Origin of the sequence: Xenorhabdus japonica, assembly GCF_900115195.1 — a bacterium.
Taxonomy (GTDB): Bacteria; Pseudomonadota; Gammaproteobacteria; order Enterobacterales; family Enterobacteriaceae; genus Xenorhabdus; species Xenorhabdus japonica.
The window spans coordinates 12,451-39,133 of the sequence record NZ_FOVO01000021.1; the positions used below are offsets into that span (position 1 = coordinate 12,451).

The 26,683-nt window shown below is 44.3% G+C and carries 20 protein-coding genes and 1 pseudogene; 19 read left to right on the forward strand and 2 right to left on the reverse strand.

The window, feature by feature from the left end; genetic code table 11:
- Window positions 1-52 precede the first annotated feature (52 nt).
- The gene (leuB, locus tag BM135_RS09595; protein ID WP_092519527.1) at window positions 53-1,207 is read right to left on the reverse strand and encodes a 3-isopropylmalate dehydrogenase; all 1,155 of its coding nucleotides are present in this window, start codon (window positions 1,205-1,207) and stop codon (window positions 53-55) included.
- Between the two features lie 2 nt (window positions 1,208-1,209).
- Window positions 1,210-2,799, reverse strand: coding sequence for a 2-isopropylmalate synthase (gene leuA / locus BM135_RS09600; protein ID WP_092519528.1), 1,590 nt, complete (start codon window positions 2,797-2,799; stop codon window positions 1,210-1,212).
- Between the two features lie 1,035 nt (window positions 2,800-3,834).
- Between leuA and leuO the strand changes: the two genes are divergently transcribed.
- The 19 genes and pseudogenes from leuO (at window position 3,835) to ftsA (ending at window position 26,681) form a co-directional block, all read left to right on the forward strand.
- Window positions 3,835-4,782: a transcriptional regulator LeuO gene (gene leuO, locus BM135_RS09605; protein WP_092519529.1), complete on the forward strand. Its 948-nt coding sequence runs from the start codon at window positions 3,835-3,837 to the stop codon at window positions 4,780-4,782.
- Window positions 4,783-5,090: 308 nt separating this feature from the next.
- The gene (locus BM135_RS09610; RefSeq protein ID WP_422646115.1) at window positions 5,091-6,890 is read left to right on the forward strand and encodes an AMP-dependent synthetase/ligase; all 1,800 of its coding nucleotides are present in this window, start codon (window positions 5,091-5,093) and stop codon (window positions 6,888-6,890) included.
- A gap of 240 nt (window positions 6,891-7,130) precedes the next feature.
- A complete protein-coding gene (gene ilvI, locus BM135_RS09615; protein ID WP_092519531.1) occupies window positions 7,131-8,858 on the forward strand; it encodes an acetolactate synthase 3 large subunit in 1,728 nt (575 codons plus the stop codon).
- A 2-nt stretch (window positions 8,859-8,860) separates the two neighbouring features.
- Window positions 8,861-9,352 (forward strand): acetolactate synthase small subunit, encoded by a 492-nt coding sequence (ilvN, locus tag BM135_RS09620; protein WP_175486062.1) that lies wholly within the window; start codon window positions 8,861-8,863, stop codon window positions 9,350-9,352.
- Between the two features lie 88 nt (window positions 9,353-9,440).
- On the forward strand, window positions 9,441-10,448 hold the full coding sequence (gene cra, locus BM135_RS09625; protein WP_092519532.1) for a catabolite repressor/activator: 1,008 nt from the start codon (window positions 9,441-9,443) through the stop codon (window positions 10,446-10,448).
- Window positions 10,449-11,097: 649 nt separating this feature from the next.
- Window positions 11,098-11,556 (forward strand): division/cell wall cluster transcriptional repressor MraZ, encoded by a 459-nt coding sequence (gene mraZ / locus BM135_RS09630; RefSeq protein ID WP_092519533.1) that lies wholly within the window; start codon window positions 11,098-11,100, stop codon window positions 11,554-11,556.
- Between the two features lie 2 nt (window positions 11,557-11,558).
- On the forward strand, window positions 11,559-12,503 hold the full coding sequence (gene rsmH, locus BM135_RS09635) for a 16S rRNA (cytosine(1402)-N(4))-methyltransferase RsmH (RefSeq protein ID WP_092519534.1): 945 nt from the start codon (window positions 11,559-11,561) through the stop codon (window positions 12,501-12,503).
- Complete coding sequence (gene ftsL, locus BM135_RS09640) at window positions 12,500-12,820, forward strand: cell division protein FtsL (protein ID WP_175486065.1); 321 nt, start codon at window positions 12,500-12,502, stop codon at window positions 12,818-12,820. The genes rsmH and ftsL overlap by 4 nt, the downstream gene beginning before the upstream one ends.
- A 27-nt stretch (window positions 12,821-12,847) precedes the next feature.
- Window positions 12,848-14,630, forward strand: a pseudogene (gene ftsI, locus BM135_RS09645) (peptidoglycan glycosyltransferase FtsI).
- On the forward strand, window positions 14,617-16,104 hold the full coding sequence (gene murE, locus BM135_RS09650) for a UDP-N-acetylmuramoyl-L-alanyl-D-glutamate--2,6-diaminopimelate ligase (protein ID WP_092519537.1): 1,488 nt from the start codon (window positions 14,617-14,619) through the stop codon (window positions 16,102-16,104). The pseudogene ftsI and the gene murE overlap by 14 nt, the downstream one beginning before the upstream one ends.
- Window positions 16,101-17,483 carry a UDP-N-acetylmuramoyl-tripeptide--D-alanyl-D-alanine ligase gene (gene murF, locus BM135_RS09655; RefSeq protein WP_092519538.1) on the forward strand — a complete coding sequence of 461 codons (1,383 nt, stop codon included), beginning with the start codon at window positions 16,101-16,103 and terminating at the stop codon, window positions 17,481-17,483. Before murE ends, murF begins: the two co-directional genes overlap by 4 nt.
- The gene (gene mraY, locus BM135_RS09660; RefSeq protein WP_092519539.1) at window positions 17,477-18,562 is read left to right on the forward strand and encodes a phospho-N-acetylmuramoyl-pentapeptide-transferase; all 1,086 of its coding nucleotides are present in this window, start codon (window positions 17,477-17,479) and stop codon (window positions 18,560-18,562) included. The genes murF and mraY overlap by 7 nt, the downstream gene beginning before the upstream one ends.
- A 2-nt stretch (window positions 18,563-18,564) precedes the next feature.
- Complete coding sequence (murD, locus tag BM135_RS09665; protein ID WP_092519540.1) at window positions 18,565-19,875, forward strand: UDP-N-acetylmuramoyl-L-alanine--D-glutamate ligase; 1,311 nt, start codon at window positions 18,565-18,567, stop codon at window positions 19,873-19,875.
- Window positions 19,875-21,068, forward strand: a complete 1,194-nt coding sequence (ftsW, locus tag BM135_RS09670) for a cell division protein FtsW (protein ID WP_092519541.1) — start codon at window positions 19,875-19,877, stop codon at window positions 21,066-21,068. The genes murD and ftsW overlap by 1 nt, the downstream gene beginning before the upstream one ends.
- A complete protein-coding gene (murG, locus tag BM135_RS09675; protein WP_092519542.1) occupies window positions 21,065-22,150 on the forward strand; it encodes an undecaprenyldiphospho-muramoylpentapeptide beta-N-acetylglucosaminyltransferase in 1,086 nt (361 codons plus the stop codon). The genes ftsW and murG overlap by 4 nt, the downstream gene beginning before the upstream one ends.
- Before the next feature lie 36 nt (window positions 22,151-22,186).
- The gene (murC, locus tag BM135_RS09680; RefSeq protein WP_092519543.1) at window positions 22,187-23,662 is read left to right on the forward strand and encodes a UDP-N-acetylmuramate--L-alanine ligase; all 1,476 of its coding nucleotides are present in this window, start codon (window positions 22,187-22,189) and stop codon (window positions 23,660-23,662) included.
- Entirely contained in the window at window positions 23,655-24,575 is a 921-nt protein-coding gene (locus tag BM135_RS09685) for a D-alanine--D-alanine ligase (RefSeq protein WP_092519544.1), read from the forward strand. The genes murC and BM135_RS09685 overlap by 8 nt, the downstream gene beginning before the upstream one ends.
- A gap of 1 nt (window position 24,576) precedes the next feature.
- Window positions 24,577-25,392, forward strand: coding sequence for a cell division protein FtsQ (ftsQ, locus tag BM135_RS09690; RefSeq protein ID WP_092519545.1), 816 nt, complete (start codon window positions 24,577-24,579; stop codon window positions 25,390-25,392).
- 32 nt (window positions 25,393-25,424) lie between these two features.
- Window positions 25,425-26,681: a cell division protein FtsA gene (gene ftsA / locus BM135_RS09695; RefSeq protein ID WP_092519546.1), complete on the forward strand. Its 1,257-nt coding sequence runs from the start codon at window positions 25,425-25,427 to the stop codon at window positions 26,679-26,681.
- Window positions 26,682-26,683: the final 2 nt, after the last annotated feature.

A 26,683-nucleotide genomic window follows, 5' to 3' on the forward strand; every position in this document is an offset into this window, starting at 1 on the left:
TTGTCTGTGTTAGTTAAGAAATTCAGGCTGGTTCGCTATTATTTCCAGCCTCTTAAATTTCTTCGGTGATATAACGTGCAACGATATCGCCTATTTCATCGGTGCTGGCGGCTTTACCATTACCTGCGAGATCAGCGGTGCGATAACCTTGCTCCAAAGCTCGGTTAACCGCTTGTTCAATAGCATCTGCGGCATCAAGGTGCCCAAGGCTATAACGCAGCAACAATGCTGTGGATAATATTTGGGCAATTGGATTGGCGATGTTTTTGCCTGCAATGTCAGGAGCTGAACCGCCAGCAGGCTCATATAAGCCGAAGCCTTTTTCATTCAGGCTGGCAGAAGGTAGCATTCCCATTGAACCGGTGATCATGGCGCATTCATCGGATAAAATATCGCCAAAAATATTGGAACATAATATAACGTCAAATTGCGCCGGATTTTTGATCAGCTGCATGGTGGCGTTATCGATATACATGTGCTCGATTTCAACATCCGGATAATTTTTGGCGATGTCATTGACAACGTCACGCCATAACACGGAGCTTTGCAACACATTCGCTTTATCAATCGAAGTGACTTTATGGCGACGTTTATGTGCAGATTGAAATGCAATATGGGCGATCCGTTCTATTTCGAAACGGTGATAAATCTCAGTATCGTAAGCACGTTCATATTTCCCTTCACCTTCACGCCCTTTGGGTTGTCCAAAATAGATCCCGCCAGTCAGTTCACGGACGCATAGAATATCAAAGCCTTTGGCGGCAATATCATGACGAAGGGGACAAAAAGATTCTAAGCCTGTATATAAGCGTGCCGGACGTAAATTACTGAATAACTTGAAATGCTTACGCAATGGCAATAATGCCCCTCGTTCTGGTTGTTTTGCAGGAGGAAGGTGTTCCCATTTTGGGCCACCTACAGAGCCAAATAGGATTGCGTCAGCTTTTTCGCAGCCAATAATCGTTTCTTGCGGCAAGGGCGTATCGTGACGATCAATAGCTATCCCTCCTATATCATATTCGCTGGTTGTGATGCGGATATTGAAACGATGACGGATGGCATCCAACACCTTGTAGGCTTGCTTCATAACTTCAGGGCCAATGCCATCACCGGGCAAAACAGCAATATGATAGTGATTGGCTTTTTGCTTGCTTGGCGTTACGTAATTTGAAATAGATTGATTTGAAATAGATTGGCTCGAAGGCATAATTATACAGTTTCCTTTGTGTTGTGTTGGTTGTCGCCTTGGATACTGCTTTGGGAAATGCGTTGCTTTTCTTTTTCTACTTGTTCTGCCTGCCAGATGCTATTCAGGACGTGGATCATTGCCTTGGCAGAAGATTCAATGATGTCAGTTTCCAAACCCATCCCGTGGAAACGGCGGCCAAAACACTCCACGATAATATCAACCTGACCGAGGGCATCTTTGCCATGTCCTTTACCGGATAATTGATAAGAAATTAATTCCAATGGATAGCCAGTGATGCGGTGAATAGCCTTATAGATAGCATCAACTGTACCATTGCCTGTCGAGGCTTCAGACTTGAGTTCATCTCCGCAAGCCAGACGAATGGTCGCAGTGGGGACTAAGTTAGTGCCTGACTGGATACTGAAATAGTCCAGACGGTAATATTCATGATCTTGCTGTTGTTGATTGATGAAAACCAAGGCTTCCAGATCGTAATCAAACACTTGTCCTTTTTTATCTGCTAATTTCAAGAATGCCTGATATAACGCATCCAGATCGTAGCTGTTCTCCTGATAGCCCATTTCTGTCATACGATGTTTCACGGCGGCACGTCCAGAGCGCGAAGTCAGATTCAACTGAGTATCTTTCAGGCCGATAGATTCTGGTGTCATGATCTCGTAAGTTTCACGATTTTTCAGGATTCCATCCTGATGAATACCAGATGAGTGGGCAAACGCGTTGCTGCCTACAATGGCTTTGTGCGCGGGAATCGGAGTATTGCAAATTTGACTCACCAACTGACTGGTACGGTAAATTTCTTTATGGTTGATATTGGTATGCACTCCTAGCATTTGCTGGCGTGTTTTGATCGTCATGATCACTTCTTCCAGCGAGCAATTGCCTGCACGTTCTCCCAATCCATTTATAGTGCCTTCTATCTGGCGAGCACCTGCCTGAACTGCGGTGATGGAGTTAGCGACGGACATGCCTAAATCGTCGTGGCAGTGGACTGAAATAATGGCTTTATCAATATTGGGTACGCGATCAAACAATGTGCGTATAATGCCGCCAAATTGATAAGGTGTGGTGTAGCCGACAGTGTCTGGAATGTTGACTGTAGTTGCGCCAGCTTTGATGGCTTGCTCAACAATTTTGCACAGATTATCGATATCTGTACGACCAGCATCTTCACAGGAAAATTCGACATCATCGGTGTAGTTGCGTGCCCGCTTGATGGAGCGAACCGCCATTTCAACAACATCATCAAAGGTTCTTTTTAATTTATGCTCGACGTGCAGATTTGAGGTAGCCAGTACCATATGCAGGCGGAAGGCTTCAGCAACTTTCAGGGCTTCAGCAGCGACATCAATATCATTGTCAACGCAGCGGGATAAAGCACAAATACGACTGTTTTTGATTTCACGGGCGATAGTTTGGACTGATTCAAAATCCCCCGGAGAAGAAACTGGAAAACCTGCTTCAATGATATCAACTCCCAGCCTTTCCAGTGCATAAGCAATTTGCAGCTTCTCTTTCACACTCAGGCTGGCTTGTAATGCCTGTTCTCCATCACGCAATGTGGTATCGAAGATAATGACTTGCTGGCTCATGTTGTGCTCCTGTTAGATAGACTAGTTAAATGATTATGTTTTATTTTTGAGCGCCGAGCAGGTAAAAAAAAACCCGCGCGGTGCGCGGGTTTTCATTTCTGATGAAGGTCAACTTAACTCTGTTTTTCATCCACCAGCATACCGCGCACATTAAAGGCGATAAGTAGTAGGCTTAGTAGAAGAATAGAGTGAGTCATGTGAGCTAACCTTTATAAATTTGTTAACTGAGTTTTAAGTTTCAATGTATTTATAGATACTTTATCTAAAAAACAATGTCAAGCAGTATAAATATAAATTCAGAGTGAATCATGCTCATTATTGGTTGCTTATTGAACGCCCATTAGACTTGGTGACTATTTTTTACATTTTTAGCGATGTTTTTATCTATTTTTCATATCTATATATGGAGTAAAATCCGGCTCTGATGGATAATAAATGTGATATCTGTTATTTTATACAGTTAATTATATGTGATGTTTTATTAGACTGTTTCAATACGGATACATACTGACTAGTTCTAAGGAACAAGGAACGATGGATGTTAACCACAGTGTTTTTTAGGTTAAGTAATCATAACCATATAGAATATTAATAAATTGTGTCTCGATATATTGGAAGAACCAATTTCTATTAAATACACCCGATCATTTTCTTGATAGAGAATATTAATAGAGATTTTTTATAAGTAGTTGGAATGCAGTCATTTTATTATGAGTTGTTTCTACTCTTCACTTTGTCATTATTGGCTGATCGTTTGTGATGTAAGTCGTTAGTGTAAGTTGAGTTATTCCTATTCATATATAACGCATTAATATTCATGCTTATAAAATATTACAGTTGCATAGATAAGAATGCATTGGTTATGCATATTTGATTTTTGTACAAGGAAGATTCTCAATTTATTTTCCAACAAATTGGGGTAATTGATCTTATTAATGGGTAAGGCTGTTTATGATGTCTAAATGTTGCATTTAAAAACAGCCAATATTCCATTATTTAGTGAGATCACTGCTATAAGTTTAGTGGAGTAAAATAATGACTGAATACAACTCAGTAACTACAGGAAAAAAAGAGCCATGCGATGTTCAGTTGCGTAGTGTAGATCTTAATTTGCTTACTGTTTTTGATGCTGTAATGCAGATGCAGAATATTACACGTGCAGCTCAGGCATTGGGAATGTCACAACCGGCTGTCAGTAATGCGGTAGCGCGTTTGAAGACGATGTTTGATGACGAATTATTTGTTCGCTATGGTCGTGGTATTCAGCCAACGGCAAGGGCAAAACAGCTTTTTGGGCCTCTTAGACAGGCTCTTCAAATTGTCCATAATGAATTGCCCGGAGTGGGATTTGATCCCGATAATAGCACAAGGGTATTTAATCTCTCTATTTGTAGCCCGCTTGATATTCGTTTAGCTGCTCAGATTGTTGGGCAAATAAAAAAACATGCTTCTAATATCGAAGTTGTCATTAAAACACAAATCAGTAATGATATTGAGAAGCAATTAAAATACCAGGAAATAGAATTCGTTATCAGTTATACCCAATTAGAACGCCCTGACTTTCATAATTACCCTCTGTTTAATGATGAATTAGTTCTGGCTGTTTCTAAACATCATCCTAGAATTGATAAGCGAATAACCCAGCAGCAATTGCAGGAAGAAAGACATGCTATTGTTGCGTTGGATAATGCAGATTCATTCAGTAAACCTTACTATGAAAGCAATGAATTATTGCGTTCTGTTTCTTATCAGGGAACGGATTTAAATAGTGTTCTTAATATTGTCTCTCAGACTTATTTAGTTGCCATTGTGCCAAAATGGATGGTTGAACACTATTCTGAACAGTTAAATATTTGTTCAGTATCTTTGCCTAATGGTCGGATTTCTCGTCCTTGCTATTTAATATGGCATAGTTCAACCGATCGGGATAAAGGCCACCAGTGGATGAAATCATTGTTAAGCCATCTTGGTGAAAAAGAATAAATCATATTAATAAATCACATTAAAGCAGAACATATGAAATGAGAGCCTATCCCTTTAACAGAGTATCAGATAGTTGTCTATCGGATAGCTGCACACCGGGATAGGGCTCTTGATTCATAGGGCTTTTGATTCTCGATAAATCCTGCAAATATTTTCCCATTCAAAGGAGGAAGATAACAAAAATACACTTCCCCCTTTTACTAGTAATAGGTAGACTGCACGAAAATAGCTAACATCTGTAAGCTAAAAAGTAGGCAATACACTTACTGAAGACGCTGAATAAAAGACTTATACAGGAATATATTGTGATAACAGATTCTCTGCATTCCTATCACTTGGTTAACCGATTACAGCAGCAAGCCACTGAATATCCAGGAAAAATTGCATTTCGGCAATGGTCGCCATCAGAACAGCTTGAAATGAATTGGCGGCAGGTTGAATACACAACGAAATCCGTGGCAAGAGCATTACTGTCATTGGGAATAGAAGTGCAGGGGAAAGTTGGTATTTTTGCACAGAATTGTATGGCATGGTCATTGGCTGATTTAGCTATTCTTCAACTTCGAGCTGTGACAGTGCCGCTATATGCGACTAGCACTTGTGATCAGGCTGCATTTATTCTCAATGATGTAGGAGCACAGGTGTTATTTGTTGGTGGGCAGGAGCAATATGACATTGCGATGGCGCTGATTGAACTGTGTCCCAAACTTGCTCATCTTATTGTTATGGATGAATCTGTGGATTTGCAAGGATGTCCGCAGGCATTGTATTTATCCGCTTTCATTGATAATGATAATCCACAATATCAGGTTGAACTTGATGGCCGCATTGCTGACCGGGATTTAAATGATCTCTTCACGTTGATCTACACCTCTGGTACAACGGGAGAGCCGAAGGGAGTGATGTTGGATTACCGTAATATCGCTTCACAGCTTTATCTACATGACCAGAGATTAACATTGACCAATCAGGATGTATCGCTCTGTTTCCTTCCTCTATCCCATATTTTCGAGCGGGCGTGGAGCTATTATGTCATGCACACCGCTGCCCTGAATGTTTATCTGACTGACACAAATTTTGTGCGTGAAGCAATGTCTGATGTTCGCCCGACAGTCATGTGTTCTGTTCCCCGATTTTATGAAAAAGTTCATAGCGCAATCCTGGACAAAGTTTCCCGTGCTCCTTTTTGGCGCAGGATGATTTTTAATTGGGCATTGAAGCGGGGAGAAAGCCGTTGGATGCATCAGCAGAAGAATAAAAAAGGTTGTCCATTCACGCGCTGTAGTTATCAATTGGCTGACAAATTGGTGTTGAACAAGCTCCGTAATCTTTTGGGGGGGCGGGTACGTTTCTTGCCAGTGGCGGGAGCACGTCTTGACGATAACATTACCCGTTTTTTCCTGTCCATCGGCCTGAATATCAAATATGGATACGGCATGACAGAAACCTGTGCCACGATATCCTGCTGGGAAGAAAAAAATTATCTGTTGGGTTCAATTGGTACGCCATTACCCGGTGTTGATGTCCGTATTAGCACGGAAGGGGAGATCCAAGTGCGTGGCTCTATTGTAATGAAAGGTTACTTCAACCGCCCAGAGGAAACTGTCCATACCTTTACTGAGGATGGCTGGTTGCGGACTGGTGATGCAGGTGGACTGGACGATGACGGTAATTTGTTTATTACCGAACGCCTGAAAGATTTGATGAAAACGTCAACAGGCAAATACATAGCACCACAAATGATTGAAGGGATGTTAGGACAGGATCGTTTCATTGAACATATTGCAGTCATTGCCGATGCCCGCCAATTCGTCTCTGCATTGATCATTCCCAGCTATGAAGCGCTGGAAGAGTATGCGAAATCAATCAATCTTCATTATCATGATCGTCTTGAGTTGTTGCGTAACCATCAGGTTGTAGAGCTGTTTGAACGGCGCCTGAAGGAAATGCAGAAAAATATTGTTAAATTCCATCAGGTCAAACGATTTATTCTTTTGCCGGAAGCTTTCTCGATGGAAAAGGGAGAATTAACGCCTACATTAAAATTGCGTCGCAAGATTATCGCTCAGCGTTATCAGAGCGAGATTGAATCCATGTATCGGGATTGAAGATAGGCAAAATTACGGCTATCCATCAAACAAATGTTTGCAGTATGTGAATTGATGTTTGCTAACGTTTATATCTAACGTTATTTTAGTTAACTCGGTGTTATTAAATTTGGCGTTATCGAAATAGCATTAAACTTAATTCACTTATATAAATAAGAAATGAAATAAATAAGGTAATTTTTTCATTACCTTATGAAGTTTTGATGATTAACTTGCAAACATAGCTTGGAGGCAAACTCGATGGAGATGCTGTCAGGAGCCGAAATGGTTGTCAGATCACTAATCGATCAGGGCGTTGAACACGTGTTCGGTTATCCGGGTGGGGCTGTATTGGATATCTATGATGCCCTGCATACGGTTGGAGGTATCGAGCATATTTTGGTTCGCCATGAGCAAGGGGCTGTTCATATGGCGGATGGATATGCACGTTGTACGGGAAAAGTCGGGGTTGTTTTGGTGACATCCGGGCCAGGGGCAACGAATGCCATTACGGGAATAGCAACCGCATACATGGATTCAATTCCCATGGTGGTGTTATCTGGTCAGGTTGCCAGTTCCCTGATAGGTAATGATGCTTTTCAGGAGTGCGATATGGTGGGAATTTCCCGTCCTATCGTGAAGCATAGTTTTCTGGTGAAAAAAGCAGAAGACATCCCAAATACAATTAAAAAAGCTTTTTACTTGGCCGCAAGTGGACGGCTAGGGCCTGTTGTTATCGATTTTCCCAAAGATACTGTCAATCCTGCATTGAAATTCCCGTATGTGTATCCTGAAAAAATCAACATGCGTTCTTACAACCCTACTGTTCAGGGACACAAGAGGCAAATTAAGCGGGCATTGAATACCCTGATGGAGGCGAAAAAGCCTGTGCTGTATGTCGGGGGTGGTGCCATAAATTCAGCATGTACACTAGAATTGGCAAAGCTGGCTGAGCATTTTCACATTCCGGTCGTTAGTTCGTTGATGGGATTGGGGGTATTCCCTGCAACTCATCGCCAAAGTTTGGGAATGCTGGGGATGCACGGTACTTTCGAAGCTAACAAAGCAATGCACAATTCCGATGTGATTTTTGCTGTGGGTGTGCGTTTTGACGATCGAACAACCAATAATCTGGAAAAATATTGTCCGGAAGCGACTGTACTGCATATTGATATCGATCCAACCTCGATTTCGAAAACGGTGGCGGCAGATATCCCTATTGTCGGAGATGCTAAACAGGTGCTTGGTCAGATGCTGGAATTATTGGATTTCACGGAAGATACCCAAGATCCTGATGCTCTGAAAGATTGGTGGCTTTCCATTGAGCAGTGGCGCAGCCGCAATTGTCTGGATTACGATCAGACTACAGTGAAGATCAAGCCACAAGCCGTAATTAAAACCCTTTATCGTCTAACTAAGGGAGAAGCATATCTTGCGTCAGATGTTGGTCAGCATCAGATGTTTGCCGCTCTGCATTATCCATTTGATAAACCAAGACATTGGATTAATTCCGGTGGATTAGGAACTATGGGTTTTGGTTTGCCTGCTGCGCTTGGCGTGAAGCTGGCAAAACCTGATGCTACAGTGGTATGCGTGACAGGAGATGGCAGTATCCAGATGAATATTCAAGAGTTGTCTACTGCCTTGCAATATGGCTTACCTGTTCTGGTACTGAATTTAAACAACCGTTTCTTGGGCATGGTGAAACAATGGCAGGACATGATATATGCGGGTCGTCATTCTCAATCCTATATGGAATCCCTGCCTGATTTCGTCAAATTGGCGGAATCTTATGGTCATATTGGCATCGCCATCCAGACTTACGATGAGTTGGAGGCAAAACTGACTCAAGCCTTGCATGAAGTCACTGAAAATCAACGTCTGGTTTTCGTGGATGTTACCGTTGATGAAACAGAGCATGTTTATCCAATGCAGATCCGTGGAGGAGCAATGGATGAAATGTGGTTAAGCAAAACAGAGAGGACCTGATCATGCGCCGGATTTTGTCTGTATTACTTGAAAACGAATCGGGAGCGTTATCCCGCGTGGTTGGTTTGTTTTCTCAGCGGGGTTATAACATCGAAAGCTTGACAGTTGCTCCTACTGAAGATCCAACATTGTCACGCATGACTATTCAGACCAAAGGTGATGCCAAAGTATTAGAGCAAATTGAAAAGCAATTGCATAAGTTGGTAGATGTGCTGCGGGTCAACGAGTTAACGGCAGGGCCTCATGTTGAGCGTGAGATCATGTTGGTTAAATTACAGGCCAGTGGGTATGGCCGGGAGGAAATTAAACGCAGCACAGATATTTTTCGCGGACAGATCGTTGATGTGACATCAACACTCTATACCGTTCAATTAGTGGGGACGAGCGAAAAACTGGATGCTTTTCTTGATTCAGTCAGAGAGGTAGCGGAGATTGTGGAAGTCGTGCGATCAGGCCTTGTTGGTGTTTCTCGCGGAGAGAAAATTATGCGATGAAAAATCGTAATCTGCGGGTTAAAATACAGATATTCATGGAGCCCTACTGTAAAGTAGGGCTTTTTCATAATCTTACTGAGGGGTTAATGTGAAACTGGATGAGATCGCCCGCTTAGCAGGTGTTTCACGTACTACGGCCAGTTATGTCATCAATGGTAAAGCCAAACAGTATCGGGTCAGCGATAAAACAGTAGAAAAAGTGATGGCAGTGGTAAAGGAACATAATTATCACCCCAATGCTGTTGCTGCTGGTCTTCGGGCGGGGCGAACCCGTTCAATTGGTTTAGTCATACCCGATTTGGAAAATACGAGCTACACGCGCATTGCCAATTATCTTGAACGTCAGGCACGGCAACGTGGCTATCAGTTATTGATCGCATGTTCTGAAGATCAGCCTGACAATGAAATGCGTTGTGTTGAACATCTTTTGCAACGTCAGGTCGATGCGATCATTGTTTCCACGGCCTTGCCGCCTGAGCATCCTTTCTACCAGCGTTGGACAAATCGCTCATTACCAATCATTGCTCTTGACCGTGCTTTGGACAGTGAGCACTTTATCAGTGTGGTTGGGGATGATCTCGAAGATGCGAAGATGCTGGCACAGGAGTTGCGGCAGTTTCCTGCTGAGTCAGTCCTCTATTTGGGAGCATTGCCTGAATTATCGGTCAGTTTCTTGCGTGAACAAGGTTTCCGCAACGCATGGGAGTATGATCCACGGGAAGTAAACTATCTTTATGCCAATAGCTATGAGCGTGAAGCCGCAGCTGAAGTATTTGCATCATGGTTGGAAACGAACCCTGTTCCTCAGGCATTGTATACCACTTCATTTGCGTTGCTTCAGGGAGTCATGGATACGCTTCTTAAGCGCAATGGTCGCTTACCTAGTCAATTGGTTATCGCCACATTTGGCGATCATGAGTTGCTTGATTTCCTTGAATGTCCGGTATTGTCTGTGGCACAACGCCATCGTGATGTTGCTGAGCGCGTTCTTGAGCTGGTATTAGCCAGTTTGGGTGAAAAACAACGTCCAACCCCCGGAATAACCAGAATGCGTCGTCATTTATGTCGTCGTGGTAAGCTAAGTCGGAAGGCCTAATTGAGTACCCTCATTAAAGATGAGGGTACTATTTACTTGCTGAAAATTATCAAAATACGCTTTTTGGGGTAATTTTAAGACTATTCTGACTAAAACTCTCCTAAACATCCTTTTATGACCTTTAAAATTGATAACGTATTATTTAAATTAATAAGATAAATAATTTCACTTTGAAATATTATTATTTATGAATATGACTTATTGTTGGAAGATTATTCTCTTATTCGTTTGATATATAACCATTTTACATTTTTAGATAAATACTGAATTTTAATATGTTATTATTTTTTTATACTATTGTAACCAAATGTATTGTTATTATTGATAGATTTTGAGTGGTTAATAATTGAGTGGCGATGAGATATGAGTTACATAAATTAATTTAAGTGGTAATTTTTTGCACTAAACACTATTTCTAATAAGGCTCTCGGTGGTGTTATTAAATTATTCAAAATTATCATGGTGTTATCTATTATTATTATAGCTAAAAACCAAGAATCCTTCTTTTTCTGTTCTCAATCTTTCTGTAAATCTGGCTAAAGCGCACCGGCTCTGGCTTGACAAGGTTTTCATACCATCCGTAAACTCTTAATTGTGGTGATTTGTGGGATAATGTGGAGATTTGGGCCATCAAAGGGGTAACCTGAGCATGTTTCGTGGAGCAACACTGGTTAATCTCGATAATAAAGGGCGGCTCACTGTACCAGCCCGATATAGAGAAATGCTGAATGAGGAATCAATGGGTCAAATGGTTTGTACTATTGATCTCCATCAGCCGTGTTTGTTGCTTTATACATTACCCGAATGGGAAATCATCGAAGAAAAATTATCTCGCTTATCCAGCATGAACCCAGCTGAGCGTCGTGTTCAGCGTTTGTTATTGGGACACGCCAGTGAATGTCAGATGGACAATACAGGGCGTCTTTTATTAGCTAATACGTTGCGTCAGCACGCAGGGCTAACAAAAGAAGTCATGTTGGTTGGGCAATTTAATAAATTTGAATTGTGGGATGAGCAAGTTTGGTATCAACAGGTACAGAATGATATTGCGGCTGAACAATCCACACAAGAACCTCTATCAGCAAGGCTACAGGACTTATCACTATAAACATGGCAAATAGTCATTTTGAGCATACCAGTGTACTACTGGATGAAGCTGTCAATGGACTGAATATCCAAGAAGATGGAATTTATATAGATGGAACATTTGGACGAGGGGGGCACTCTCGCCTGATTTTGTCGAAATTAGGGCCTAATGGACGTTTAATTGCGATCGATCGTGACCCACAAGCCATTGAAGCGTCAAAGGCCATTGCTGACAAGCGTTTTTCTATCGCACATGAGCCATTTTCTGAATTGGCAACTTATATAGAAAATGCGGGTTTGGTTGGAAAAATTAATGGTGTATTGCTGGATTTAGGGGTTTCCTCGCCACAATTGGATGATCCTGAGCGTGGTTTTTCATTTATGCGTGATGGGCCATTGGATATGCGTATGGATCCCACTTGTGGGCTGTCTGCCGCAGAGTGGTTGATGAAAGCCGAAGCCGATGACATCGCATGGGTGTTGAAAACGTTTGGTGAAGAACGTTTTGCCAAGCGCATTGCAAGAGCCATTGTGGCACGCAATCAGGAACAACCCATTACGCGTACCCGGGAGCTGGCAGAGTTAATTGCTCAAGCAAGCCCAATTAAGGAAAAGTATAAGCATCCGGCAACACGCAGCTTTCAGGCTATCAGAATTTATATTAACAGTGAACTGGAAGAGATCGAACGTGCATTAGATGGTGCATTGAGCGTTCTGGCACCACAGGGGCGATTATCTGTCATCAGTTTCCATTCGTTGGAAGATCGCATAGTGAAACGTTTTATCCGACAACACAGCCAAGGGCCACAGGTTCCAGTCGGTTTGCCTCTCACGGAAACGCAGTTAAAAACGCTGGGAGGAAGAAGTCTGAAATCCATTGGCAAAATGAAGCCCTCAGAGGGTGAAGTAGCCACAAACCCAAGAGCGCGAAGCTCTGTTTTGCGGTTTGCTGAGAAGACGGGGGAATAATGGCTAGTGAACGTCACGGGTTAGTCGGAGTTATTGGCGGGGATTTAATTCGTAATGCCAAGCTGCCACTGATTTTGCTGGTAGCAGTTGTTGTTTCAGCTATCAGTGTTGTGACGGTCGTACATAAAACCCGCTTATTGACTGCGGAAAAAGAGCGTCAAGTGATCCAGTTTTATGCTCTGGATAATGAATGGCGTAATTTGCTCCTAGAAGAGAACGTTCTGGGTGAGCACCGTCGGGTTGAACAGAATGCGATTAAACAATTGCAGATGCAACACGTGGATCCAACCAAAGAAAATGTAGTGATAACTGAATGACTCCAGTTGACAACCAAAAGGTAGGCGATGAAAGCTGTACGCTCTTTAAAGTCGAAAAAGCGAGAAGATAAAGCAAATTTTGTAAGCTGGCGTTTTGCCTTGCTGTGTGGAGGCATTGGGTTTGCTTTAATCGGGCTTTTGATTCGTGCTGCCTATTTGCAGATCTTTAATCCTACGCGTTTGGTAAAGGAAGGTGATTCGCGTTCCCTGCGCGTCGAATTTGTCCCGACTGCCCGTGGCATGATCAATGATCGCAATGGAAGTCCACTGGCTGTTAGTATTCCTGTTAATGCTATTTGGGCAGATCCCCAACAAGTACTTGAAAAAGGCGGTGTTACAAATGATATCCGCTGGCAGGCTCTGGCTAGTGAGCTTCATATCCCTCTTGAACAATTAAAAAGTAAAATTAATGGATTTCCTAAAGGGCGCTTTGTTTACCTGGCCCGCCAAGTAACGACCTCTATCGGCGACTATATCGAAGAATTGAAGCTGCCCGGTATCTATTTGCGTCAAGAAAACCGCCGTTATTATCCGGCAGGGTCAATGACAGCACATGTTATTGGGGTGACTAACATTGATAGTGTAGGAATTGAAGGGATTGAAAAGAGCTTTAATAGCTGGCTGACAGGTATGCCGGGAAGCCGAACTGTTCGTAAAGACAGAATGGGGCGTGTTATTGAGGATATTTCATCTACAGATAGCAAGGCTGGCCACGATTTGACACTTAGCATAGATAGACGCCTTCAGAGTTTGGTGTATCAAGAACTGACGAAAGCCGTTGAGTTGAACAAAGCAGAATCTGGTACAGCCGTATTGGTTGATGTCAATACAGGTGAAGTTCTGGCAATGGCAAATAGCCCATCTTATAACCCAAATAATTTTGTCGGGGCGTCGAAGGATTCGATGCGTAACCGCGCCATCACCGATACTTTTGAGCCTGGTTCCACGGTGAAACCGCTGGTGGTAATGAGTGCGCTGAATAATGGCATTGTCAAAGAAAATACAGTGTTGGATACCAGGCCATACCGATTAACATATGGTTCGCGGGGGCATGAAATCAAAGACGTTGCTCCACGTCCTGAGTTAACTATCACCGGAATTTTACAAAAGTCGAGTAACGTTGGTGTTTCTAAACTGGCGTTAGCGATGCCTGCCTCAGAGGTGGTAGATGTTTATTCACGCTTTGGGATGGGAAAACCGACCAATTTGGGGCTAGTCGGAGAAAGTAGTGGCTCATTTCCAACAAATAAACAACGGTGGTCAGATCTTGATAGGGCCACCTTTTCTTTCGGCTACGGGCTGACGCTAACACCATTACAGTTAGCGCGGGTCTATGCAACGATAGGAAGCTTGGGAATTTATCGCCCACTGTCAATTACCAAAGTTGATCCTCCTGTACAGGGCACCCGGGTGTTCCCTGAAGATATTATGCGGACAGTGGTGCACATGATGGAAAGTGTGGCATTACCGGGAGGCGGTGGTGTACGGGCAGCGATAAAAGGTTATCGCATTGCCGTTAAAACTGGTACGGCAAGAAAAGTCGGGTCGGATGGCAAGTATCTCAATGATAAACATATTTCTTATACCGCAGGAGTTGCACCTGCGAGTAATCCACGGTTTGCACTGGTTGTAATCATCAATGATCCACAAGCAGGTAAATATTACGGCGGTGCGGTTGCAGCACCTGTCTTCGGCGCGATCATGAGTGGTGTTTTGCATAAAATGAATGTTGAGCCAGATGCATTGCCTGTAGGTGATAAAAACGAATTTGTGATTAATAAATAAAGAGGATAAAAGTGGAAGATCGTAATTTACGCGATTTATTGGCTCCATGGGGTGTTGATGCACCAGAGCTTCCGCTGCGCGAAATGACATTGGATAGCCGTAAGGCGGCTGCCGGAGATCTGTTTGTTGCCGTTCAAGGGCATCAGACAGATGGTCGACAATATATTCCTCAAGCCATCGCTCAAGGTGTCTCTGCGGTGATTGCAGAAGCGAAGGGAAAAGCGGATAGCGGCACGATGCAAAAAATGCACGGTGTATCTGTTATCTATCTGGATGATTTAAATAATAAATTATCAAAATTGGCAGGTGAATTTTACCAACATCCTGGCAATAAGCTGAAATTGGTCGGAGTGACTGGAACCAACGGAAAAACGACAACAACACAATTGTTGGCACAATGGACTCAAGGGCTCGGAGAAACCAGCGCCGTGATGGGAACGGTGGGAAATGGTTTGTTGGGCATGATAGTACCCAGCGAAAATACGACAGGCTCTGCGGTTGATATTCAGCTTGATTTACAGCAAATTTTTAATCAAAACGCCACTTTTGCTGCGATGGAAGTTTCTTCGCATGGTCTGATTCAGGGAAGAGTGGCTGCATTGCCATTTCAAGCCGCTGTTTTTACTAATTTAAGCCGAGATCACCTTGATTATCATGGTGATATGGAAAATTACGAAGATGCTAAATGGCAATTGTTCAGCAGCCATAATGTAAAGCAAAAAATCATCAATTCTGATGATGCAGTTGGGCAGAAGTGGTTGTCCCGTTTGCCGGATGCAGTGGCTGTCTCGGTGGAAAATAACGTGCCGGAAAATTGGCAGGGGAGTTGGTTATCGGCCAGTGAAGTTCATTATCATGATAAAGGTGCCTCCATTGCATTTACTTCCAGTTGGGGGAATGGAACACTCAATAGTCCTCTGATGGGTGCGTTCAATGTCAGTAACTTACTGCTGGTGCTTGCTACTTTGTTGTCCCTGAAATATCCCCTGGAGAAACTGTTATCGACGGCTTCTTGTCTGGAACCCGTTTGTGGGCGAATGGAAGTCTTTTCTGCTGCTGGTCGTCCAACGGTTGTCGTTGATTATGCCCATACTCCAGACGCTTTGGAAAAAGCATTGTCTGCGGCACGTCTGCACTGCAAAGGGCAACTTTGGTGCGTATTTGGTTGTGGTGGTGATCGTGATAAAGGCAAGCGTCCATTAATGGGGGGCGTTGCAGAACAAGGTGCTGATCGTGTGATTGTCACCGATGATAATCCTCGAAGTGAAGAACCTCAGGCAATTGTGGCTGATATTCTGAAAGGATTCATCGATCCGGGACAGGCAATGGCAATTCATGGGCGCGTTGAAGCTGTCACCAGTGCCATTATGCAGGCCACTGGAGAAGATGTTGTTCTTGTGGCAGGTAAAGGTCATGAAGATTACCAACTGATCGGCAATCGTCGTCTGGATTATTCAGATCGCCTGACTGTTGCGCGTTTGCTGGGGGTAATTGCATGATTTCCCTGACACTACAGAAATTGGCTCAGTTGATGAATGGAGAATTATATCGCGTTACTGATCAGCAAGCTGAAGCCCTGCAAATTAATACCGTGGAAACTGATAGCCGTCAGATCATGCATGGCAGTTTATTCATTGCCTTAAAAGGGGAAAAATTTGACGCTCATGATTTCGCTAAGGATGTAGCACAGCAAGGAGCCTGCGCTTTATTAGTCAGCCATCGCCTTGATATTGACTGTCCTCAGGTTGTAGTCGAAGACACACGTCTGGCAATGGGAAAACTGGCGGGTTGGGTTCGTCAGCAAAGTAAAGCAAAGGTTGTGGCCTTGACCGGCTCATCGGGCAAAACATCTGTAAAAGAGATGACCGCGGCAATTCTGCGTCAGTGTGGAAACACCCTTTATACTACAGGTAATTTCAATAATGACATTGGCGTGCCATTAACCCTGTTCAGGCTGACTGATGAACACCAGTTTGCGGTTATTGAGCTGGGAGCCAACCATATTGGTGAAATTGCCTATACCGCTGAAATGACTCGTCCTGAAAGTGCATTAGTCAATAACCTCTTTTCTGCCCATCTGGAAGGATTTGGCTCTTTGGCTGGAGTTGCAAAGGCAAAAGGCGAAATTTTTGAAGGCCTTGCTCCGACTGGAACCGCCATTATCAATCTGGATAGCAATGATTGGAACAATTGGCAGCACAGTATTAGCGATCAGCAAACGGTATGGCGTTTTTCTGTCTCATCAACGACAGGGGCTGATTTTTACGCAATGAATATTTTAGAACAACCATTGGCAACGCATTTTTGTCTCCATAGCCCGTTCGGGAGTATTGAACTGACATTATCATTGCCGGGGAAACATAATATTGCCAATGCGTTGGCCGCCAGTGCGCTCGCAATTTCTGTTGGCGCATCGCTGGATGATATCCGTACTGGATTATCGGAACTGAAAGCGGTTGCCGGACGTTTATTCCCTATCCTTCTGACTGAAGGAAAAGTGATATTGGACGACACTTATAACGCGAATCCCGGCTCCATGATTGCTGCGGCGAATGTGTTATCGCAGATGCCCGGTTATCGAGTCATGGTTGTTGGTGATATGGGAGAGTTAGGAGAGCAGGCGATTGAGTGCCATCGAGAGGTGGGCGAAATAGTAGCATCCACAAATATAGATAAGGTACTCAGCGTCGGAACTCTCAGTGCCCACATTAGTGGTGCGAGTGGTCGAGGGCAGCATTTCATAAACAAGGCTGAATTAGTTGCAGCGCTGCTTCCTGCACTGGAACAACACGAAATGATTTCCATATTAATTAAAGGTTCACGTAGTGCCGCAATGGAAGAGGTAGTGAACGTATTGAAGGAGAACTTCCAATGTTAGTTTGGCTAGCCGAATATTTGACCAATCATTATTACTCAGGTTTTCGCGTCTTCTCTTATCTTACGTTCAGAGCCATCGTCGGTTTGCTTACTGCATTACTCATATCACTATGGATGGGACCAACTTTAATTTCTTATCTGCAAAAATTGCAAATAGGTCAAGTTGTACGTGATAACGGCCCAGAATCTCATTTTAGCAAGCGTGGGACACCAACGATGGGAGGATTACTGATTTTATTTTCCATCACGATTTCTGTGTTGCTATGGGCGAATCTGAATAATCCCTATGTCTGGTGTGTCTTGGTTGTTTTAGTGGGTTATGGTGTTGTGGGATTTGTGGATGACTATCGCAAAGTGGTTCGCAAAGATACCAAGGGGCTAATTGCTCGATGGAAATATTTCTGGCAATCCGTTATTGCTCTGGGCGTAGCGTTTGCTATGTACAGCATCGGCAAAGACACACCTGCAACACAATTAGTGGTGCCGTTCTTCAAAGATGTCATGCCGCAGCTGGGCTTGCTTTATATTTTGCTGACTTATTTCGTGATTGTAGGAACCAGTAATGCAGTGAACTTGACTGATGGACTGGATGGCCTTGCTATCATGCCAACAGTATTGGTCGCGGCGGGTTTAGGCCTGGTAGCTTGGGCAACGGGTAACACTAATTATTCTGCTTACTTGAATATTCCTTATCTGGCTAATGCATCGGATCTGGTGATTGTCTGTACTGCGATAGTTGGTGCAGGACTGGGTTTCTTGTGGTTCAACACTTACCCAGCGCAAGTATTTATGGGGGATGTTGGTTCATTGGCTCTGGGTGGAGCATTGGGAACTATTGCAGTATTGCTGCGCCAAGAATTCTTGCTGGTGATCATGGGTGGAGTTTTCGTGGTGGAAACACTATCTGTCATTTTGCAGGTTGGCTCATTCAAACTGCGTGGACAGCGTATTTTCCGCATGGCACCGATTCACCATCACTATGAATTGAAAGGTTGGCCAGAACCACGCGTTATTGTGCGCTTTTGGATTATCTCCCTGATACTGGTGTTGATTGGTTTGGCAACGCTGAAGGTACGTTAATCATGGCTGAATATGAGGGTAAAAAAGTTGTTATTGTTGGGTTAGGCCTGACAGGTCTGTCCTGCATTGACTTTTTTATTACACGTGGTGTGACTCCGCGTGTGATGGATACCCGTATAGCACCACCGGGCAGCGATAAGTTGCCTGATGAAGTTGAGTGTTACACAGGCAGTTTGAATAAACAGTGGCTGATGGATGCTGATTTAATCGTTGCCAGTCCGGGTATTGCTTTGGCAACGCCCGAATTGCAGGCGGCCGCAGATGCTGGTGTTGAAATTGTCGGAGATATTGAGCTGTTTTGCTGTGAAGCGACTGCGCCGATTGTTGCCATTACGGGTTCAAATGGTAAAAGCACCGTGACCACTCTGGTTGGAGAAATGGCAAAAGAAGCAGGCTGGCTGGTTGGTGTAGGTGGCAACATTGGTGTCCCTGCTCTGGAATTGCTGAAACAGCCTTGCCAGCTCTATGTACTGGAGCTGTCCAGTTTCCAACTTGAAACGACCTATAGCTTGAAAGCAGCGGCAGCGACCGTACTGAATGTTACGGAAGACCATATGGTTCGTTATCCGCAAGGATTGTCACAGTATCGTGCGGCGAAGTTGCGCATTTATAATCAGGCAAAAATTTGTGTAGTCAATGAACAAGATGCTCTGACACTGCCAGAAACAGGCAAAGATAGCCGTTGTATCAGTTTTGGTGTGGATAGCGGTGATTATCAGCTTGATAGTGAACATCAACAACTGCTGGTCAATCAACACCTGGTGTTAGCAATGCGTGAAATGCAGTTGGCTGGGCAACATAACTACACTAATGGATTGGCTGCGTTAGCATTGGCGGATGCTGTAGGTATCCCCCGCTCAGCCAGTCTTCAGGCTCTACGTACTTGTGCCGGGCTGGAGCACCGTTTTCAGGTGATTCATATGAGAAATGGTGTTCGTTGGGTGAATGACTCGAAGGCAACCAATGTTGGCAGCACCCAAGCGGCACTCAGCGGATTGAAATTGGCAGGCACACTCTATCTTTTAGTAGGGGGAGATGGAAAAGCAGCGGATTTTACCCCACTGAAACCCTATTTATCGGGGAATCACATTCGTCTTTACTGTTTTGGTCGTGATGGAAGGCAGTTGGCACAATTGCGTCCTGAAATTTCAACACTGACAGAAACAATGGAACAGGCGATGAAAGAAATTGCATGCAAGTTGGTTTCTGGCGACATGGTATTACTGTCACCAGCTTGCGCGAGCTTCGATCAGTTCAACAGTTTTGAACATCGTGGTCATGAATTTGCTCGCTTGGCAGAGGAGTTAGGCTGATGACCATTCCAGGCCTTGGGAAATTTAAAACTTGGTTGACGGAAAATGTGGAGGCAGATACCACAAATACCGTTATGTATGATCGTACCCTGGTCTGGATGGTATTAGGGTTGGCCATGATTGGTTTTATCATGGTAACGTCGGCATCAATGCCCGCTGGTCAGCGTCTTGCCGAAGATCCCCTTATCTTTGCACGACGGGATGGAATTTACTTGTCACTGTGTTTTTTCCTATCCCTTATTACGCTGCGCATTCCTATGGACTTCTGGCTGCGTTATAGCAACGTCATGTTATTAGGCACGATCATGATGCTGCTTATGGTGTTGTTTGTGGGAAATTCAATCAATGGTGCTTCACGCTGGGTAGCGATAGGCCCATTACGTATTCAACCAGCAGAACTGTCGAAACTATCACTCTTTTGTTATCTCTCCAGCTATTTGGTTAGGAAAGTTGAGGAAGTAAGAAACAATTTCTGGGGATTTTGCAAGCCGATGGGCGTCATGATTGCATTGGCAATTTTGTTATTAGCACAGCCTGATTTGGGGACAGTGATTGTGTTATTTGTGACAACATTGGCACTGTTGTTTCTGGCGGGGGCTAAATTGTGGCAATTCCTTGCCATTATTGGCTGCGGAATATTTGCTGTGTGCGTATTGATTATTTCTGAGCCTTATCGTATGCGCAGAGTAACTTCTTTCTTGAATCCGTGGGAAGATCCTTTTGGCAGTAGTTATCAGTTAGTCCAATCGTTAATGGCATTTGGCCGTGGAACTTTCTTTGGGCAAGGGCTGGGAAATTCAATCCTGAAACTTGAATATCTGCCAGAATCCCATACTGACTTTATTGTCTCCGTTATAGCCGAAGAATTGGGCTATTTCGGTGTTGTTTTAGTGTTGGCAATGATATTTTTCGTCGCTTTTCGCGCAATGATGATCGGTCGCAGGGCATTGCAGCTTAATCAACGGTTCTCTGGTTTTCTGGCTTGCGCAATCGGCATATGGTTCAGTTTTCAGACCTTCATCAACGTTGGCGTGGCGGCAGGTCTGCTGCCGACGAAGGGATTGACATTACCTTTAATCAGTTACGGTGGCTCCAGTTTGATAGTGATGTCAACGGCCATTGTTTTGTTATTGCGCATTGATTATGAAGTACGTCTGGCAAAAGCGCAGGCGTTCGTAAGGAGCCCTAAATGAGTGGCAAAAACCAGCGTTTAATGGTGATGGCAGGTGGTACGGGAGGTCATGTGTTCCCGGGGTTGGCAGTTGCTCACCATTTAAAAGAGCAAGGTTGGGATATTCGCTGGTTGGGAACTGCGGATCGCATGGAAGCCGATTTAGTTCCGAAACATGGCATTGATATCGAATTTATTCAGATTTCAGGCTTGCGGGGTAAGGGAATAAAAGCATTGTTTGCTGCCCCTATCCGAATTTTTAAGGCGATTCGACAGGCAAAAGTCATTATGCGCCGGTATCAGCCAGATGTCGTGCTGGGAATGGGAGGATATGTCTCTGGGCCTGGTGGAATAGCGGCGTGGTTATGCGGCATTCCGGTTGTACTGCATGAGCAGAATGGCATTGCGGGATTAACTAATCGTTGGTTGGCCAAAATTGCCAAAACGGTTTTACAGGCATTCCCGGGAGCGTTCCCTAAAGCGCCGGTTGTTGGTAACCCCGTGAGGAAAGATGTACTCGCATTGCCAGTACCAGCGCAGCGTTTGACTGGGCGTGAGGGGCCTGTGCGGGTGCTTGTCGTTGGCGGTAGCCAAGGAGCAAGGATTTTGAACCAAACTATGCCAGAAGTGGCCGCTCGTTTGGGCGATAAAATCAGTTTATGGCATCAGGCCGGAAAGGGTGCTCAGGAAGAAACGCAGAAAAAATATGAGAGTTCAGTCAAATCTGAATTCAAAGTGAGTGAATTTATTGATGATATGGCACAGGCTTATGCATGGGCCGATATTGTCGTATGCCGTTCTGGCGCACTTACGGTCAGTGAGGTTTCCGCCGCAGGCTTACCTGCGATTTTTGTTCCTTTCCAGCATAAAGATCGTCAGCAATATTGGAATGCTTTGCCTTTAGAAAAAGCGGGAGCAGCAAAGATACTTGAACAGCCCGAATTCACGGTTAATGCTGTCGTAGAGCTACTGACTCAGTGGCAACGCCCACAATTGCTGGAAATGGCAGAAAAAGCACACTCAGTCGCTATCATTGATGCAACCGAGCGTGTAGCAGCAGCGTTGAGCGATGCTGTAAAGAATTATTCAGGCCGTTCCAAGTAGAACGGTGACGTAAACATAATGAGTGAAGATTAAAACGTGAATACACAACAGTTGGCGAAATTAAGAACGTCAGTGCCTGAAATGAGAAAAGTCAGGCATATCCACTTTGTTGGCATCGGTGGTGCTGGCATGGGTGGTATCGCCGAGGTGTTGGCTAATGAAGGTTATCAGATAAGTGGTTCTGATCTGGCACCCAATCCTGTCACACAACAACTGATTGCACTGGGTGCAACTATTTATTTTAATCACCGTCCGGAAAATGTGCGGGATGCCAGCGTAGTGGTGGCATCCACGGCTATATCAGCAGACAACCCGGAAATTGTGGCTGCTCGTGAAACTCGAATTCCGGTAATCCGTCGTGCGGAAATGCTGGCAGAGCTTATGCGTTATCGCCACGGTATTGCTATTGCAGGAACGCATGGGAAAACCACGACGACAGCAATGATTGCTGGCATTTATGCACAGGCGGGACTTGATCCTACGTTTGTTAATGGCGGGTTGGTGAAAGCAGCAGGAACACATGCTCGTTTAGGCAGCAGCCGCTATCTGATTGCGGAAGCAGATGAAAGTGATGCTTCATTCTTGCATTTGCAGCCTATGGTGGCGGTTGTCACTAATATTGAAGCTGACCACATGGATACCTATCAAGGGGATTTCGAAAACCTGAAACAAACATTCGTTAACTTCTTGCATAACCTGCCATTTTATGGCCGTGCTGTTATGTGTGTTGACGATCCTGTCGTGAAGGAATTGATTCCCCAGATTGGGCGTTATATCACGACCTACGGTTTCAGTGAAGAAGCGGATGTTCGTATTACCCATTATGAGCAGAAAGGTGCTCAGGGGTTTTTCACCATCAGCCGATATGATTTGCCAGATCTGCATGTAGTGTTAAATGCCCCGGGACGCCACAATGCGCTGAATGCAACCGCTGCCGTCGCAGTGGCGACAGAAGAGAGTATTGATGATACCGCTATTCTTGCATCTCTGGCCGAGTTTCAGGGAACCGGTCGCCGCTTTGATTTTCTGGGGGAATTTTCTCTCAAGCATATCAATGGCAAAGAAGGTAGCGTGATGTTGGTCGATGATTATGGTCATCATCCGACAGAAGTTGACGCAACGATTAAAGCTGCACGAGCGGGTTGGGTGGATAAACGTATTGTGATGGTATTCCAGCCACATCGTTATACGCGAACCCGTGATTTATATGATGATTTTGCCAATGTTTTGAGTCAGGTAGATGTTCTATTGATGCTGGATGTGTATGCCGCAGGTGAAATACCAATCCCAGGAGCGGATAGCCGTTCTTTATGCCGTACTATCCGCAGTCGTGGCAAGTTGGAGCCGATTTTTGTATCAGAATCTGGACAAATTTCAGCTATCTTGTCACAGGTTATAGAAAACAATGACTTAGTCTTGGTACAAGGTGCTGGTAATATCGGTAAAATAGCGCGCAATTTGGCTGAAACAAAATTGCAGCCATCTTTTAATGAGGGAGAGCATCATGGTTGATAAAGTCGCTGTTCTGTTAGGTGGAACTTCTGCTGAACGCGAAGTTTCATTGCAATCAGGGCATGCTGTTGTAGCAGGGCTGAAGGAAGCGGGTATTAATGCTTATTCAGTTGATACAAAAGACTTTGATGTGACTAAACTCAAAGAGGAAGGATTCAATAAAGTCTTTATCGCACTGCATGGTCGTGGTGGTGAGGATGGTACATTGCAAGGTTTATTGGAATTTTTGCAACTTCCTTATACCGGCAGCGGAGTGATGGCATCAGCATTGTCAATGGACAAATTGCGTACAAAACAGCTATGGCAGGGAGCAAAACTACCTGTTTTCCCTTATGTCGTAATTAATTCTCAAAAATTTGAACAAGTTAATGATTTTCAACTCAAAGAGTATGTTCAAGAACTAGGTCTACCATTAATGGTTAAACCGAATCTGGAAGGTTCCAGTGTGGGGATGACCAAGGTGAATGATTATTCCGAATTGCGTGGCGCATTGGCGCTGGCATTTAAATACGATACTGATGTGCTGATTGAAAAATGGCTGTTTGGCCCTGAATACACTGTGGGATTTTTGGGAGATGAAGCACTTCCTTCCATCCGTATTCAGGCTCCGGAAGTATTTTATGATTACGATGCAAAATATATTTCCAACCAAACGCAATATTTTTGTCCAAGTGGCTTGAGTGTGGAAAAAGAGCAAGAGTTGTCAGATATCGCATCAAAGGCGTATAAAGCGTTGGGATGTCGTGGTTGGGGGCGAGTTGATATCATGGATGACGGTAATGGGAACTTCTATTTGTTGGAGGTTAACACCTCCCCTGGCATGACGAGCCATAGTCTTGTACCAATTGCTGCGCGTCAGGCGGGACTCAATTTCTCTCAACTCGTAGCGAGAATTTTGGAGTTGGTTGATTAAAATGTCTCAGGCAGCCCGGAATAACCGGGAACGGGAGAACGAAGCTCAGGGATATCGTCCGAGTAACGGCTATTATCTGGTAGGAATTACCTTCTTCTTGATGGTGATTGGTACCATCATATGGGGAGGTTGGATGACACTGGACTGGATGAAAGACTCTAGCCGATTACCACTCTCGAAGCTGGTATTGACTGGTGAACGCCATTACACCACGAATGATGATGTAAGGCAGGCTATTTTGTCTCTGGGATCTCCCGGAACATTTATGACTCAAGATGTTAACGTCATTCAGGAAAATATTAAACATCTGCCATGGATTCGGCAGGTCACTGTGCGTAAACAATGGCCTAATGAACTTAAAATACATCTGGTAGAATATGTGCCTTATGCGCGCTGGAACGATACCAAACTGTTGGATGCTGAAGGTCGGGTATTCAGTTTGCCTTTGGAACGCAATGCAAATAGGCAATATCCGATGTTGTATGGGCCAGAAGGCAAACAAAAAGAGGTGTTGGATGGATATCATACAATGGCAAGGTTTCTTAAAGAACACCAGATAAAACTGAAAACAGTGATTATGACAGCGCGTAATTCCTGGCAGTTAATATTGGATAATAATATCCGCTTAGAGCTAGGGACTAAACATAAAATGGAGAGAATGAGCCGTTTTATTGAACTTTATCCTGTATTGCTGAATAACTCTGAAAAACGCTTAAGTTATATTGACTTACGCTATAACAGTGGTGCTGCGGTAGGTTGGGCTCCTTTATTAACTGATACGCCAGTTTCAATGAACGGGCAAAAAAACAAACAGTGACTGGTAATAATACAGAAACAGGCAGAATAACGATGATCAAATCAACGGACAGAAAATTGGTAGTTGGCCTTGAAATTGGTACAGCAAAGGTATCTGCCTTGGTTGGTGAAATTCTGCCCGATGGTATGGTTAATATTATCGGAGTAGGAAATTGCCCATCCCGCGGCATGGACAAAGGCGGTGTCAACGATCTTGAGTCGGTCGTCAAATGCGTACAGCGTGCCATTGATCAGGCTGAACTCATGGCGGATTGCCAGATTTCTTCAGTCTATCTGGCACTTTCTGGCAAGCATATCAGTTGCCAGAATGAAATTGGCATGGTGCCGGTTTCTGAAGAAGAAGTGACACAGGATGATGTGGACAGTGTTGTCCATACAGCTAAGTCGGTTCGTGTTCGTGATGAACACCGTATTTTGCATGTGATCCCACAGGAATACGCGATTGACTATCAGGAAGGAATCAAAAATCCGGTTGGGCTTTCTGGTGTGCGTATGCAAGCGAAAGTTCACTTGATTACCTGTCACAATGATATGGCGAAAAATATTGTAAAAGCTGTTGAACGTTGTGGGTTGAAAGTTGATCAACTTATTTTTGCAGGGCTGGCAGCAAGTTATGCTGTGTTGACGGAAGATGAACGTGAATTGGGGGTATGTGTCGTTGATATCGGTGGCGGGACGATGGATATCGCTGTATATACTGGCGGCGCATTGCGTCATACCAAGGTTATTCCTTATGCAGGCAATGTGGTGACCAGTGATATCGCCTATGCGTTTGGTACTCCCCCAAGTGATGCTGAAACCATCAAGGTTCGTCATGGCTGCGCATTGGGTTCGATAGTTAGCAAGGATGAGAGTGTAGAAGTCCCAAGTGTGGGAGGGCGTCCTCCTCGTAGCTTGCAACGTCAAACATTGGCTGAAGTGATCGAGCCCCGTTATACCGAACTGCTGAATTTAGTGAACGACGAAATTTTGCGATTGCAGGAACAATTGCGGCAGCAGGGAGTAAAGCACCACCTGGCGGCAGGGATAGTTCTTACAGGGGGGGGAGCCCAGATTGATGGTCTGGCCGAGTGTGCTCAACGGGTATTCCATACCCAAGTTCGCATTGGTCGTCCCTTGAACATTACTGGACTTACAGATTATGTGCAGGAGCCTTGCTACTCAACAGCAGTCGGGCTTCTGCATTATGGCAAAGAATCTCACCTTGGCGGTGATTCTGATGCTGATAAAAGAACGTCAGTGAGCGGCTGGTTAAAGAAAGTCAGCAACTGGCTGAAAAAAGAATTTTGATT